This window comes from Streptomyces sp. P3, from assembly GCF_003032475.1.
Classification (GTDB): Bacteria; Actinomycetota; Actinomycetes; order Streptomycetales; family Streptomycetaceae; genus Streptomyces.
Genome location: NZ_CP028369.1, coordinates 6,149,637 through 6,163,330, shown reverse-complemented (window position 1 = coordinate 6,163,330; position 13,694 = coordinate 6,149,637). Strand labels below are relative to the sequence as shown.

General features: G+C 70.8%; 11 protein-coding genes. 5 read left to right on the top strand and 6 right to left on the bottom strand.

Annotated elements, in window-relative coordinates; genetic code table 11:
• The first annotated feature begins 94 nt into the window (after positions 1–94).
• The 3 genes from C6376_RS27300 (at position 95) to C6376_RS27290 (ending at position 3,055) form a co-directional block, all read left to right on the top strand.
• A complete protein-coding gene (locus C6376_RS27300; protein WP_107445865.1) occupies positions 95–1,108 on the top strand; it encodes an NAD(P)/FAD-dependent oxidoreductase in 1,014 nt (337 codons plus the stop codon).
• Positions 1,109–1,216: 108 nt separating this feature from the next.
• Positions 1,217–2,716 (top strand): MFS transporter, encoded by a 1,500-nt coding sequence (locus tag C6376_RS27295; RefSeq protein ID WP_107445864.1) that lies wholly within the window; start codon positions 1,217–1,219, stop codon positions 2,714–2,716.
• A gap of 36 nt (positions 2,717–2,752) precedes the next feature.
• The gene (locus C6376_RS27290) at positions 2,753–3,055 is read left to right on the top strand and encodes a hypothetical protein (protein WP_159083260.1); all 303 of its coding nucleotides are present in this window, start codon (positions 2,753–2,755) and stop codon (positions 3,053–3,055) included.
• Between the two features lie 508 nt (positions 3,056–3,563).
• Here C6376_RS27290 and C6376_RS27285 read toward each other — a convergent pair.
• The gene (locus C6376_RS27285) at positions 3,564–4,862 is read right to left on the bottom strand and encodes an MFS transporter (protein ID WP_107445862.1); all 1,299 of its coding nucleotides are present in this window, start codon (positions 4,860–4,862) and stop codon (positions 3,564–3,566) included.
• Positions 4,863–4,916: 54 nt separating this feature from the next.
• Between C6376_RS27285 and C6376_RS27280 the strand changes: the two genes are divergently transcribed.
• Positions 4,917–5,660: a helix-turn-helix transcriptional regulator gene (locus C6376_RS27280; RefSeq protein WP_107449218.1), complete on the top strand. Its 744-nt coding sequence runs from the start codon at positions 4,917–4,919 to the stop codon at positions 5,658–5,660.
• Between the two features lie 79 nt (positions 5,661–5,739).
• On the opposite strand, the gene C6376_RS27275 is transcribed toward C6376_RS27280, so the two are convergent.
• The 3 genes from C6376_RS27275 to C6376_RS27265 form a co-directional block, all read right to left on the bottom strand.
• On the bottom strand, positions 5,740–9,966 hold the full coding sequence (locus C6376_RS27275) for a trypsin-like peptidase domain-containing protein (RefSeq protein ID WP_254076069.1): 4,227 nt from the start codon (positions 9,964–9,966) through the stop codon (positions 5,740–5,742).
• A gap of 94 nt (positions 9,967–10,060) precedes the next feature.
• Complete coding sequence (locus C6376_RS27270; RefSeq protein WP_254076068.1) at positions 10,061–10,465, bottom strand: CU044_2847 family protein; 405 nt, start codon at positions 10,463–10,465, stop codon at positions 10,061–10,063.
• A gap of 24 nt (positions 10,466–10,489) precedes the next feature.
• Positions 10,490–10,969, bottom strand: a complete 480-nt coding sequence (locus C6376_RS27265; RefSeq protein WP_107445860.1) for a hypothetical protein — start codon at positions 10,967–10,969, stop codon at positions 10,490–10,492.
• Positions 10,970–11,342: 373 nt separating this feature from the next.
• Here C6376_RS27265 and C6376_RS27260 point away from each other — a divergent pair, with 373 nt between their 5' ends.
• On the top strand, positions 11,343–11,792 hold the full coding sequence (locus C6376_RS27260) for a hypothetical protein (RefSeq protein ID WP_159083259.1): 450 nt from the start codon (positions 11,343–11,345) through the stop codon (positions 11,790–11,792).
• 60 nt (positions 11,793–11,852) lie between these two features.
• Here the strand turns inward: C6376_RS27260 and C6376_RS27255 are convergent, their stop codons facing one another.
• Positions 11,853–12,896 carry an SPFH domain-containing protein gene (locus C6376_RS27255; RefSeq protein ID WP_107445858.1) on the bottom strand — a complete coding sequence of 348 codons (1,044 nt, stop codon included), beginning with the start codon at positions 12,894–12,896 and terminating at the stop codon, positions 11,853–11,855.
• A 4-nt stretch (positions 12,897–12,900) separates the two neighbouring features.
• Entirely contained in the window at positions 12,901–13,332 is a 432-nt protein-coding gene (locus tag C6376_RS27250) for an NfeD family protein (protein ID WP_107445857.1), read from the bottom strand.
• Positions 13,333–13,694: the final 362 nt, after the last annotated feature.

The following is a 13,694-nucleotide window of genomic DNA, read 5'->3' as shown; positions in this document are numbered from 1 at the left end:
CACTTCCTGGGCTTCCTGAACAGCTGCCCCCCTGCAACCACCCAGAACTCGAAGGGTCGACCGAACCATGACTGACAAGGAAAAGCAGGAGGCCATGGCTGTGGCGACTCCTCCGTACGCGAGCGATGCACTGGCCGAGGGGACCGTCGACGCGGTGGTGATCGGCGGGGGCGCCGCGGGGCTGAACGGTGCACTGATCCTCGCCCGCTCCCGCCGCTCCGTCGTCGTGATCGACGGCGGCTCCCCGCGCAACGCGCCCGCCGAGGCCGTGCACGGCCTCCTCGCCCTGGACGGCACCCCGCCGTCCGAGATTCTTCGACGGGGCCGGGAGCAGGTGCGCCAGTACGGCGGACGCGTCGTCCACGGCGAGGTGGTCTCGGCCGAGTCCGCCACCCCGTCGGCGGACGGGGACCTGCGGTTCACCGTCACCCTGGCCGACGGCCGCGGCATCACCGCCCGCCGCATCCTGGTGGCCACCGGCCTCACGGATGTGCTGCCACAGGTGCCCGGGCTCGCCGACCACTGGGGGCACAGTGTGGTGCACTGCCCGTACTGCCACGGCTGGGAGGTGCGCGATGAACCCATCGGCATCCTCGCCACCGGGCCGGCCTCCATCGGCCACGCGTATCTGTTCCGTCAGCTGACCGAGGACCTGACCTACTTCACCCACGGCACCGACCTGGACGAGGACAGCCGCGCCCGCTTCGCCGCCCGCGGCATCCGCGTCGTCGACACCCCGGTCACCGAGGTCGTCAACGACGAGGACGGCACCCTCGCCGGGCTGCGCCTGGCCGACGGCCAGGTCGTGGCCCGCCGCGTCCTGGCCGTCGGCCCGCGGATGCAGGCCCGCACCCAGGCCCTGGAAGGTCTGGGCCTGCCGGTGCAGGACCTGCCGGTGGGCCGCGGTTTCGCCTCCGGCACGGCCGGCGCCACCGAAGTCCCCGGGGTGTGGGTGGCCGGCAACGTCACCGATCCGGTCGCCCAGGTAGGGGCCTCCGCAGCGGCCGGCGCACTGGCCGGCGCCGACATCAACAGGATGCTGGCCATCGCGGACACCGACGCGGCCCTCCAGGGAATCGCCGAGGGAAGCAAAGCGGCCACACGATGATCTCGAAACCCTGATCCCAGCCCGCCGCCCGCTCGCCTCACCTTCATCGGTGAGGAAACCCATCAGTTTCCAGACGGCTTTCAGTCACCCAGCAAGCAAGGGAAGAAAATGAGTACCAGCATCGACCGCGGGGCGCCCGCCGCCGCAAAGAGAGACTCGGGCCTTCGCGGCTCACATGCCGTGCGCTGGTGGGTGCTGGTCGTCATAGGCGTGGCACAGCTCATGGTCATGCTCGACGCGACCGTCGTGAACATCGCGCTGCCCGAGGCGCAGCAGGACCTCGGCTTCAGCGACGGCAGTAGGCAGTGGGTCATCACGGGTTACGCGCTGGCGTTCGGCAGCCTGCTGCTGCTCGGCGGCCGACTCGGTGACCTGTTGGGCCGACGTACCCTCTTCGTGATCGGCTTGGCGGGTTTCGGGGCCGCGTCCGTCGTCGGCGGCGCGGCCGGCAGCTTCGAGATCCTCGTCGCGGGGCGCGTGGCCCAGGGCCTCTTCGCCGCACTGCTCGCACCCGCGGCACTCTCCCTGCTCAGCGTGACCTTCACCGAACCGTCCGAAAGGGCGAAGGCCTTCGGTATCTTCAGTGCGTTGGGTGGTGCGGGCGGCGCGATCGGGCTGCTGCTGGGCGGCATGCTCACCGAATGGGCGTCGTGGCGCTGGGTGATGTACGTGAACGTCGCCTTCGCGGCCCCCGCCCTGATCGGCGCCTTGCTGCTGCTGGCCAAGCCCGCGATCACCAAGAAGCCCAAACTCGATATTCCGGGCATCGTCGTGGTGAGCGCCGCGCTGTTCGCCGTCGTCTACGGGTTCGCGCACGTCGAGTCCACCAGCTGGACCGACCCGGTCGCCCTCGGCTCCATGATCGTCGGCGCGGTGCTGCTCGTGGTGTTCGTATGGCTGGAGTCCAGGGTCGCGCATCCGCTGCTGCCGCTGCGCCTCGTGCTGGACCGGACCCGCGGTGGTTCGTTCCTGGCGGTGTTCGTCCTGGGCATGGGGATGTTCTCGATCTTCCTGTTCCTGACCTACTACTTCGCGGCCAGCCTCGGCTACTCGCCGATCAAGACCGGTCTGGCGTTCCTGCCGATGGTCGCGGCCGTCGTCGCTTCGTCGACCACGATGCCTTCGCTGGTGCTGCCCAAGGTCGGCCCGAAGATCGTCGTCAGCGCCGGCTTCCTGGTCGCCGCAGCCGGTATGGCCCTGCTGACCCGGCTCGAGTTGGACAGCACCTACGCCACCCACATCATGCCCGGCATGATCCTGCTGGGTCTCGGCATCGGCGCGGTGATGACCACCGCGATCCAGGGGGCGACCTCGGGCATTCACCACGAGGACGCGGGTGTCGCCTCGGCGCTGGTCAACACCGGTCAGCAAATCGGCGGCTCCATCAGTACGGCACTGCTGACCACCGTTGCCTCGTCCGCCGCGACCGACTACCTGACTTCGCACAAGCCCAGCGCGCTGGCCGCGGCGCAGGCCGGGGTCGAGGGCTACACGGCCACCCTGGCGTGGGGCTCCGGGTTCTTCGTGGTCGGTGCGGTGATCGCCGCGTTCCTGATTCCGAATCGGGCCCTGGAGCCGTCCGAGGGCGAGCCCGTGATGGCCCACTGAGCCTGGATTTACCCTGGAGATGCCCTGCTACCTGCGATGACTGTTGTTCTCAGGACACGAATCAGCGCAGGAAAGCAGGGCATCTCCCGGATGGTGGACACGCCGCCACTGCCCGCCCGGCACTTCGGGAAGCAGCTGGGCCGGCAGGAGCTGTTGGTCCCGGAGCTCGCACGGCGGCTGGGGGGCGACCCCGACCGGCCGGAGGATCCCAGGCCGACCGCCCTGGTCGCGGCCGCCCTCGCCTGCGCGGATGCAGCTACGACGGGGTGGGTGGCCTGCGAGGGAACTGTCCCCATGGCCGTGCTGCTTGGCCGCGCAATGAGCGCCGTCGCTGAGTAGCCCCGCGCATGCCCTGCTCCGCCGTCAGTGCCGTGCCGGGCGCCCACGCCGCCCGGCGCACTGCCGGCGCCGGTCGGAGGGCCGAGGCCTGTTCGGCTCGCTGTCGGTACGGCGGCTTTTGCTCAGGCTGGCGGCGCTGTTGCGGCCGCGTCGGGAGGGCAGGCCGTAGGCGCCGCATTCTTCTCGCTGACGGCAACACTCCGGGCACTGGGGAGAGTTGGTCGTCGCGCGGTAGCAGGGTGTGGTCCTGCCGCAGGTCGAGCAGACCGCGGTGGGGAAGCGGGTGCAGATGAAGCAGACGCCCGCCATGGCGCCGGTCCGGCGGACCTCCTCCCGGCGGGCGAACCGTTGGTGGCCGCAGGTCCCGCAGATCCGCATCGTCCCCTTGACATACGTCAGCGGCTTCTGCCGGCCACGGCGTCCACACCGGGGCGGCACCACGCGGTCGGCTGCGGCCCGCAGGAGGGCGTCTGGTTCCTCCCGCCCCGTCGGCGTCACCGCACTCCGGTCAGCGTAGGCGGGGCCGTTGTTCGGACGCGTCGGCGGCATCCGTGGCACCCGTTGCGTCCGTGACGTCCGTGCCGTCCGTGACATCCGTGCCGTCCGTGACATCCGTGGCGCCTGTGATGTCCGTGTCGTCGGCACTCGGCTGCGGCGCGACCGTGAGGTGCGGCGCGGCGGGTTCGGGCAGGGAGCGGAAGATCAGCCAGCTCAGCAGGGGCATCAGGACGAGAGGCGCCAGGGCGGTCTGCAGGGACGTGGCGTCGGCGAGGCCGCCGATGACGGGACCGGCCAGGCCGCCGATGCTCACGGTCAGGCCGAGGGTGATCCCGCTGGCCGTGCCGACCCGCGAGGGCAGGTAGTCCTGACCGAGCGTCACCTGCAGCGAGAACGGCACGTACAGGCTCGCCGAAGTCAGCGCCAAGAACAGGTAGACGGCGGCACCCGGCAGCCACACCACGCCCGCGACGGCCGCGACGGCGATCAGGTACGACCGGCGCGAGACCGTCACCCGGTCCCGACGGCTCGCCAGAAATCCACCCAGCACCGAGCCGATCGCACTGCCGAGGTAGAGCACGGTCAGGGCCGCGGTGCCGGCCGCCGTACCGCCGCCCAGGCGCTGGCGGGCGTAGAGCGAGACGAAGGTGCTCAGGCCGACGAACGCGATCGAGCGGAAGACCACGGCCAGGGACAGCTTCACGAAGGAGGCGATGTCGTCGCTTCCGGCCGGACCCGTCGTACCCGGTCCGGGTGCCTTGTCGTGCTGCAGGGCGCGCACCACGGGCAGGCACAGCGCGGCGCCGACGAGGGCCGGCAGCACCAGCAGCGGCGTCCAGCGCAGTCCCCCGGCGGCCACCACGGCGGCGACCAGGAGCGGGGCCGACGCGAAGCCGATGTTGCCACCGGTGGAGAACCAGCCCATGGCCCGGTGACTGCCCCGGCCGGCGATACGGGCGACACGGGCGGACTCCGGGTGGTAGGCGGCCACACCGACCCCCGAGACAGCGACGAACACGAGCGTGAGCGTGTAGGAACCGCTCAGTCCGCTGAGCGCGACGCCGGCACCGCCGAGCAGCGTGCCGACCGGCAGCAGCCAGGGCATCGACCGACGGTCGGTGAGCGCGCCGAACACCGGCTGCGCCACCGAGGACAGCAACGAGGCGGCCAGCACGATGCCCGAGGCGACCGCGTAGGTGTAGGAACGCTCGGCGACGAAGAACGGCACCAGGGACGCCACGGCGCCCTGGTACACGTCGACGCAGGCGTGGCCGACGGACAGCAGAGTGATCGATGTATTCCTTCGCACCCCGCTATCGTCCGGACCCGCTCCCGTGTCGCGCTTCCGATAAACTGCCGGATGATGCCGCGAATCCGCCATGAACCGATCGCACCGACCCGCACCCAGCGGCTGGCCCCGGGCGGCGCGATCGAAGCCCATCGGCACGACGACCACCAGATCGTCTACGCCGGCCGGGGCGTGCTGGTCGTCACGACCGACGCGGGCTCCTGGGTCGCCCCCGGCACCCGCGCCATCTGGGTCCCGGCCGGCGTCGTCCATGCCCACCAGGCCCACGGCGAACTCGAACTGCATCTGATGGGGCTGCCCGCCACCGACAACCCACTCGGCCTCGACACACCGACCGTGCTGGCCGTCGGCCCGCTGCTGCGTGAACTGATCATCGCCTACACCCACGCATCCGACGACGACAGCCCCGAACGGGCCCGGCTGCGCGCGGTACTGATCGACCGGTTGCGGGTCTCCCCCCAGGAGCCGCTGCACCTGCCCACACCGGCCACCCCCCTGCTGCGCACGCTGTGCGACATCCTGCGGGCCGACCCGGCCGACTGCAGCACCCTCGCCGAACTGGGCAGCCGGGTCGGCGCAAGTGACCGCACGCTGTCCCGGCTGTTCCGCAGCGACCTCGGGATGACCTTCCCCCAGTGGCGCACCCAGTTGCGCCTTCAGCGCGCCCTGGTCCTGCTCGCCGAGAAGGAACCGGTGACCGTGGTGGCGCACCGGTGCGGCTGGTCCTCGGCCAGCGCCTTCATCGACGTCTTCCGGCGCACCTTCGGCCACACACCGGGCTCCCATCCGGCAGGCTGACCGACGAGTCGGCCCGCTCGCGGCAGGGCGGCAGGGCGGCAGGGCCCACTCTGCGGCTTGCGGGGGCTCGGGAGGCGGTCTACGAGGGAAGCGTCGGTCCGGTCGGTCCGGTCGGTCCGGCGGAGGCCTCGGTCCCGCCCGCGTGACAGGGGGAGGGCTGTGGTTCACCGGGAGCGTAGCGCCGCCACTCGGCGGTGGTCGGAGTGCCGAACCGGGCGCAGAGCTCCGCCGCGGCCACTCGGGGTAACGGCACGTACCGGACACGGGCGAGGGACTCCTCGTCCACTGTCGTGAAGAACGTTCCGTCGCGGGTGAACGCCAGGGTGACGACGTCCTCCTGATGTCCGGTCAGTGGCTCTCCCAGCTGCCGGCCGGTCGACGGGTCCCAGAGTCTGACGTTCCGGTCCGGATCGGCCAGGACGAGAACGTCGCCTTCCCGGTCGAAGCTCAGGGCGGTAGCTCCCTGACGGCCGTCCGAGCGAAGCCGGACGACGGCCTTGCGGGTACGAACGTCCCAGAGCTCCACGGCATCGGAGGTGCTGGCCACCGCGACGCGGGCGCCGTCCGGGCTGAACGCCACTGACTCGACGGCGTACCGGTAGCCGGTGGCGATCTCCCCCGTCCGCCCGCCCGTCACAGGATCCCAGAACGCCACGGACTTGTCCGCGCCTGCCGTGGCGAGGCGGCTGCCGTCCGGCGTGAACACCACCACGCTCACGAACGGCTCGTGCTTCGTGTGCAGTTCGTGGGTCGGCTCACCGGTCGTCGTGTTCCAGATCCGGACCGTCGCGTCGAAGCCTGCGACGGCCAGCAGCGTGCCGTCGGGGCTGAACGCCATCGTGGAGACGTACTCCCAGTCACCGGTCAGCGGGTTCGTGATCTCCTTCCCGGTGTACGGGTTCCAGAGCCGCACCGTGCCGTCGCCGCCGGCCGTGGCGACGATCCGCGCCTTCGGATCGGCCGCGACCGCGAGGACGTCGCGCGTGTGGCCGCGCAGCGGCACACCGACCGTGCCACCGGTCCTCGGGTCCCGCAGCTGTACCGAGTGAGGGGTTTCCGCGGACGCCACGAGCGTGGACACCGGGGTCATCGCCACCGACAGCAGCCGGCCGCCGCTGCCGTACGCCGGCATCGCGACCGGGCGACCCGTCGCCGGGTCCCACAGGCGCGCGGTCCCGTCGGCGCCCGCGCTGACCAGGACGCCGCCCTCGGGACTGAAGGAGGCGGACCACACCAACGCGTTGTGGTCGGTCATCGGCGACGCCACCGGCTTCCCCGTGGCCTGGTCCCACAGCCGTACGGTCCCGTCCTGTCCGGTGGAGGCCAGCACCTTGCCGTTGGGGTGGAAGGTCACGGAGAGCACCGCTTCCGTGTGTCCGCGCAGCGGTTCTCGGACCGGTGTACGGGTCCGCGGGTTCCACAACTGGATCGTCCCGTCACCGGCGGCCGCGGCCAGCAGACCGCCGTCCGGACGGAACGCCACACTCCTGACCGAGCCGACGTGTGCCCGCAGCGGCGCGCCCACCTGTTTCCCGGTCGCCGGGTCCCACAGCCGGACGGTGCCGTCCCAGCCGCCCGACGCCAGCAGCGCCCCGTCGGGACTGAACGCCACACCGTTGACCTGACTGGTGTGCCCGGTCAGCGGCGCGCCCACCTGTTTCCCGGTCGCCGGGTCCCACAGCCGGACGGTGCCGTCCCAGCTGCCCGACGCCAGCAGCGCCCCGTCTGGACTGAACGAAAGACCGTTGACCCGATCCGTGTGCCCGGTCAGCGGCGCGCCCACCTGCTTCCCGGTCGCCGGGTCCCACAGCCGGACGGCACCGTCCTCGTCCGCCGAGGCCAGCATCCTTCCATCGGGGCGGAAGGCGACGGCGACGGTCTTGCGCCCGCGCGCGGCTCCCGACCGGACGTACACCGACCGGCCGGTGACCGTGTCCCACAACCGTACGGTGCCGTCGTCGCCGGTGGTGGCGATGCGCGCACCGTCGGGACTGAACACGGCCGCGGTGAGCGCCCCGAGATGACCGACCAGAGTCGACTGCTGCTGGCTCAGCAGCGCCGTCATGGCGAGGCCCGCCTCTGTGGTGTGGGCGGTGGCCCACGCCGCCACGGCCAGCCGACGAGCCGTCACCGGCTGCGCCGTCGCGATGCTCCGGCTCTGGGCGGCCAGTTGGCGCGACAGGGCGACGGCCCGCTCCGCTCTCGCCTCGGCCGCGGTGTCGAGGGCGACGCCCGCCATCGCCGCGGCGGCGAGCGTGAGCAGGACCAGGCCGAGCGTGAAGGCCCGGCGGGCCCAGACGGCGCGTCGGGCGGCACGGCGGCTGGCCCGCAGGAAGTCGGCCGTGGCACGGGGCAACCGGTGCCCGGCCGACAGCGAGAGTCCGTCGGCCAGGTCGCTGCCGCGCAGCAGGTCGGCGTTGTCACCGCGATCCTGCCAGCGCCGTCGCTGATCCGCCGCCCGGTCCAGCCACTCCTGGAAGCGATGGTTGTGTTCGACCCAGCCCCGCAGGACGCCCCAGTCACGGATCAACGCGTCATGGACCAGCTCGGCGACGGGCTCGTCGTGTGCGGTCGCCCTGCGGGTCACGATCAGGCGGTGCTCGACCAGCACGGCGAGCACCTGATCCACGGCTCGGGCGCCCGCCTCGGCTCGGGCGCCCGCCTCCCCCGCGTCGGCCCGCCCGCCGATGACATCGCCCGCGTCGGGGGGAGTTGCGCCGTCGCCGGCCAGCTCGCGCAGCTCCGGCAGCGGCACCTGCCGGCGCAGGGCGGGGATGCCGCGCGTGGGGTCGGGAGGCCGGACGAGCGCGGTGAGGAGCCGCTGGGTGGTGTCGCGCACCGCGTCCGTGGCCGGCAGAGAGGCCATGGCGTTGCCGTACCAGGCGTTGATACTGCCGCTGAGCCCACCGATCCGTTCGTAGGCCTCGTGCGTCAGCACACCGTCGCGTGAGCGCTTCCAGAGCTCGCTCATCGCGACCTCGACCAGTGGGAGCACGGTCGTCGGTGTCGGTTGCCGGGCGCCGACCAGATGATCGATGCGCAGGACGTCGGCGATGATCCGCTCGGGGAGGCCTTCCTGACAACGGGCACCGACCTCCTCCGCCGGCTTGACGATGATGTCGTGGAGGTCCTCCGGGCTGAGCGTGGCCAAAACGTTCAGCAGCCCGGGGGTGACGGCCGCCAGCAGGTCCGGGGCCTCGGCGGCCAGCTGCGGGTAGAAGTCGTCACGCATGACGAGCAGGAGGGTGAGACCGGGCGTCCCGATCGCCGCGGTGAGCCGGTCGAGGCCGGTGCGCAGCGCCGTTTCGCCCGCCGTCGGCCCGCCCTCTCCCGTCGGCTCCGCTCCCGTCACCGACTCGCCGGCGTCGCCCGCTGACGGAGCCGGGGGCGTGAGAGGTGCCTCGAACTGGAGGATCTCCTCGAACTGGTCGACCACGAGTACGCGGCGCGTCACGTCGGCCGGGCGCGGATGTCCGACGGCCTCCAGTGCGTCCAGCAGAGCGGGTCCGGGCCGTACGGTGACGACCTCCCAGCGGTCGCTGCCGGGCAGGTCCGAGGCGGCGAGCGCGGCCACCACCCCCGCTTGGACCAGGGACGACTTGCCGGCTCCGGACGGGCCGAGAAGCAGCAGTGCGTCGGGGGCGGCCCACAGCCGGTCGAGAATCCCGTGAACCGCCTCGGTACGGCCGTGGAACCAGCCGGCATGCTCCGTCGTGAACGCCTGGAGCCCCCGGTACGGACAGACTTCGCCGACGGCCAGCTCGGGCCACACTTCACGCAGGCGACCCACGGGCGTGGCATACGCGATGTCCGTGCCCCTCAGATGCGGGTCCGGCCGGGTGATCCGCGTGACCATACCGATCACCGCCTCCACGGTGTCGTCCCAGACCGGCCCGCCGCTGAACCCCTGGGTCAGGTCGTTGGCACGGTTCACCTGCAGCAACGCCCCCGCCCCGGAGTGTGGCGAAAGGATCTCACCGGCGTGCCCGTGGCCGTAGTGGCCGCCGGCCACGGCCTGCGCCGGAAAGCCGAAGGACCGTACCCGGTGCCCCCGGCATCCGTGCGCCCCGGCGAGCGGCAGCGGGGACGTCCCCGGGGGCCTCGCGGCGAGACGGACGACCGCGACGTCCTCTCCGGTCAGTGCGCCGCGGCCCAGGTGGACGACTTCACCGATCGCCCCGGGGGCCCCTTCCGCCTGCGGGAACTCCACTCTCAGGGTCCCCTGCGCCCGGACGCCGGCGGCCTCGACCACATGCGCGCACGTCACCAGGATGTCGTCGGCGACCAGGAATCCCGCGCCTGCCACGGCGTTTCCCGGGCCCATCACCCGTGCCACGGACGCGGCCCAGGTCACCATTCGCCGTCACCACGGGGAAAGGCGCGCCGTGCCACCGGGGCGGTCAGGCCGGTGCGTCGTCCGGGGCGCCGCCCTCGGGCCGCTTCCACACCATCCTCACCTTCACGTTGGTCCCGACCGTGCTCTTGGTGATCACCACACCGGCTTCCGCGGCGAGATCGATCCCGAACTCCACCTCGAATTCCGAGGGATTGGCCCTGCTCAGCCTCTCGACGAGAATGCGCGCGGTTTCGGTCACCGGTTCGATGATCTCGCCCAGTCTCCTGGGCACGTCGTGGACCGCATCGTGAATCCTGCCCGCCATGACCGGCCCGTCGTCGACGTCCGAACTCTCCACCAGAATCACGCCACCGCCGTCGAGCGGTATACGAGCCAACACCGAAATCCGCCCCCTCACCCGCCGGTCATTCCGGCGGTTCATCACTCGGCTCATCGCTGCACTGCTCATTGCCCGCAGCGCACTGCGCACGGCTCACTGATGCAGCACGTACCAGGGCTTGGGAAAGAGAGCCCAGTGTCCGTTCACGTGAACAAGCCCGTTGAAGAACAGGCCACGCTCCGCCCCGGGCCGTGTGTATCTCCAGGTGTACACCGTCAGCCCGGAGTTGAACTCGTCCTTCACGTCCGCGTATCCACCGGGGAAGTTCGACCGCACGGCCGGCGTCCAGTCCCGAATCTCCTCGGTGGTCGCCTTCCACATCTTCAGCTCGGTCTGACCCTGCTGTGCCCACGGACCGGGCGGCACCGGAGAGCCTCCCCAGAACCGCGTGCGATAGAAACGCTCGGCCCGGCCTGCGAAATCGGGTCTGAAGACTGCCCGGTAGTCCGCACTGGTGGGCCGAAGCGACTCCACCAACGCGGAGTCGCCCTTCGTTCCCACCTTCTCCAGCAGTTCCCTGGCACCCGTGTCACCCGCCGGATAGCGTCCCGCGGAGGCGGCGGGTGCCGGCATTCCGGAACCTTCGCCGGACCCACCCCCGCCGTCCGCGGAAACACCGGAGCAGGAGGCCACGGCGGCAAGACAGAAAACCGCTCCCAGCACACGCCGTGAGCGCGGCGGAACGCACCTCGAGATTCCCAATATGATCACCCCCGACTGGAGGACTCAGATTGCCACAGGGAATGCGACCACAAGGCGGTTGACGAGAAATCCTCTCTTTGGCCAGGTAATGACCGATCCCATTCACAATGTGAGCGAGGAGAGCGCGGCGCGTCCGTCAGGTCCCCGTCGGGTGGTGCGGCCGGCGGATGGCGTCGATGATGCGGGTCGTGCTCGGCGCGGAACAGAGCGTCGAGGCGTGCCGCCGCCCTGGCAGACTGTCACCATGCCGGAGGAGGATCTCGAGACGGTGCAACGCGAGCTCGCCACGACTCGTGCGCAACGCGACGAACTGCGACGAGAACTCGGCGACCTGAGAGCCTGGCTGTGCATCAAGCTCGGCATCGGCCGGGACGATCCGAGCCGGGACGAGGTCACCTCACTCTGCGTCGCCACCGACGCCGAGATCCTCGGTGAGGTGCAGCGCCTCCAGGACGAGCTGGCGACCTTCACGTCGACGGAGGAAGCCGAGGAACGGCGTTGGTCGGGCATCGATGCCTTGATCATGGAAAACCGCAGGATTCACGCGATCCAGGCCATCCGCACCGAGTTCGGGACGAGCCTGCGCCTGGCCGTGGACCTGCTCAACGAGCGATACACCCGACTGCGACGCCGGCGCCCCGACCGCTTCAGCGAGAGCGCCGACACCTACTGGGACGGCTTCCACTCCTTCTGACGGCTCCCCGGGATCCAGGCTCGTACCTGGGCCGCGGGTCAGGGGAAGCGAGGCGCGCTGTCAGTGCGGTGGCTGCGAGGGGAGGGAATCGGGGGGCGGGGTGCCGCGTTCGGCCCTGGCCGCGTCGGCGAGGGCCGCGGCAGCTGCTTCCGCGGCCTGTGCCGCGTCGTCGGCGGCCTGGGCGGCCATGTCGTCCCCGGGCTTCTCGCGGGTGGCCGGCGACGGGGGCAGCACCTCGCTGAAGGCGCGGGACACACCCTGGAGCGCGGAGGTGATCTCGCTGGGGATCACCCAGAAGTTGTTGCCCGAACCTTGCGCGAGCTGGGGCAGCGTCTGCAGGTACTGGTAGGCGAGCAGCTTGGGGTCGGGGTCGTTGCGGTGCACGGCCTGGAACACCTCGTCGATGGCCCGGGACTGCCCTTCGGCCTGGAGGATCGCAGCGGTTCGGTTGCCCTCCGCGCGCAGGACTGCGGCCTGTTTGTCGCCTTCGGCGGTCAGTATCTGTGACTGGCGCTGCCCCTCGGCCCCGAGAATCGCGGCCCGCTTGTCCCGCTCGGCCCGCATCTGCTTCTGCATCGCGTCCTTGATGCTCTGCGGGGGGTCGATGGCCTTGATCTCCACCCGGTTGACCCTCAGTCCCCACTTCCCGGTGGCCTCGTCCAGCACGCCTCGGAGCTGGCTGTTGATGGTGTCCCGAGAGGTGAGCGTCTTTTCCAGGTCCATGGATCCCACGACGTTGCGCAGCGTGGTGACGGTGAGCTGCTCGACCGCCTGGAGGAAGTTCGCGATCTCGTAGAAGGCCGCTCGCGGATCCGTGACCTGAAAGTAGAGAACGGTGTCGATCTCGACGACCAGGTTGTCCTCGGTGATGACCGGTTGCGGCTTGAAGGAGACGACCTGTTCCCTCAGGTCGATCACTCCGTGCACGCGGTCGATGTACGGGATGACGAAGTTGAGGCCTGGATTCAGGGTCCGGAGGTAGCGGCCGAGTCGTTCGACGTTGCGGGCGCGCGCCTGGGGCACGATGCGCACCGCCCGCACCACGGTGAAGACCGCGAAGAGGGCGACGAGCAGGCCGGCAATCAAGAACGCCGAGGTTTCCATGGTTTCAGTCCCGGGGGTAGACGATCGCGGTGGCTCCGTTGATCTCTATGACGTCGACGGTTCTTCCGGCAGGGATCACCAGCGTTTCGTCGTAGGCGCGGGCCGTCCATTCGTCGCCGTCGATACGGACCCTGCCGCCCCGGTCCGACACGTCCGCGACCACGAAGGCAGCCTTGCCGATCAGGGCGTCCACGCCGAACCGTGCCGCCCCCGGCCGGAGCACGTGGCGCAGCGCGATGGGGCGTACGAACAACACCGTGGCCGCGGCGACGACGGTGAACACCACGAACTGCAGGGGCAGCGGCAGCCCGACCGCCGCGGAACCCGCCGTGACCAGCGCGGCCGCACTCAGCATCCCGAGCGCCGCGGTCAGCGTGAAGATCTCCACCACAGCCAGAACCGCTGCGATGATCAACCAGATCAGCCATGGATCCATGACGTGCCTCTTCTGACCGGTGTGGGCATGCAAGGGCCGGACTCTCACCATTGGACCCGAAACGGGACAGCCCAGATACCCCTGGGTACGCAATCCCTGCGATCCGTCGGAGGGGATCCGCCCGTGACGCGCCCGGATCGGCTGCTTCACGCCTCTTACATGGGTTCTACCCATCCAGGGAAGATCACTCCATTCGTGACCCCTTTTCGACAGGGACTCGGCCACGGTCAGCCGGTGGCCCGATTCCCTGTGTAGGCACCACGACGGGTGCCCCGTGGCTCGCCGGGCGTTGCACCGGGCCTCGCTCCGGACCGGGCGGGCCGGGGCGGCACGGGACGGGCGGTGGATCACACCGGCGGACT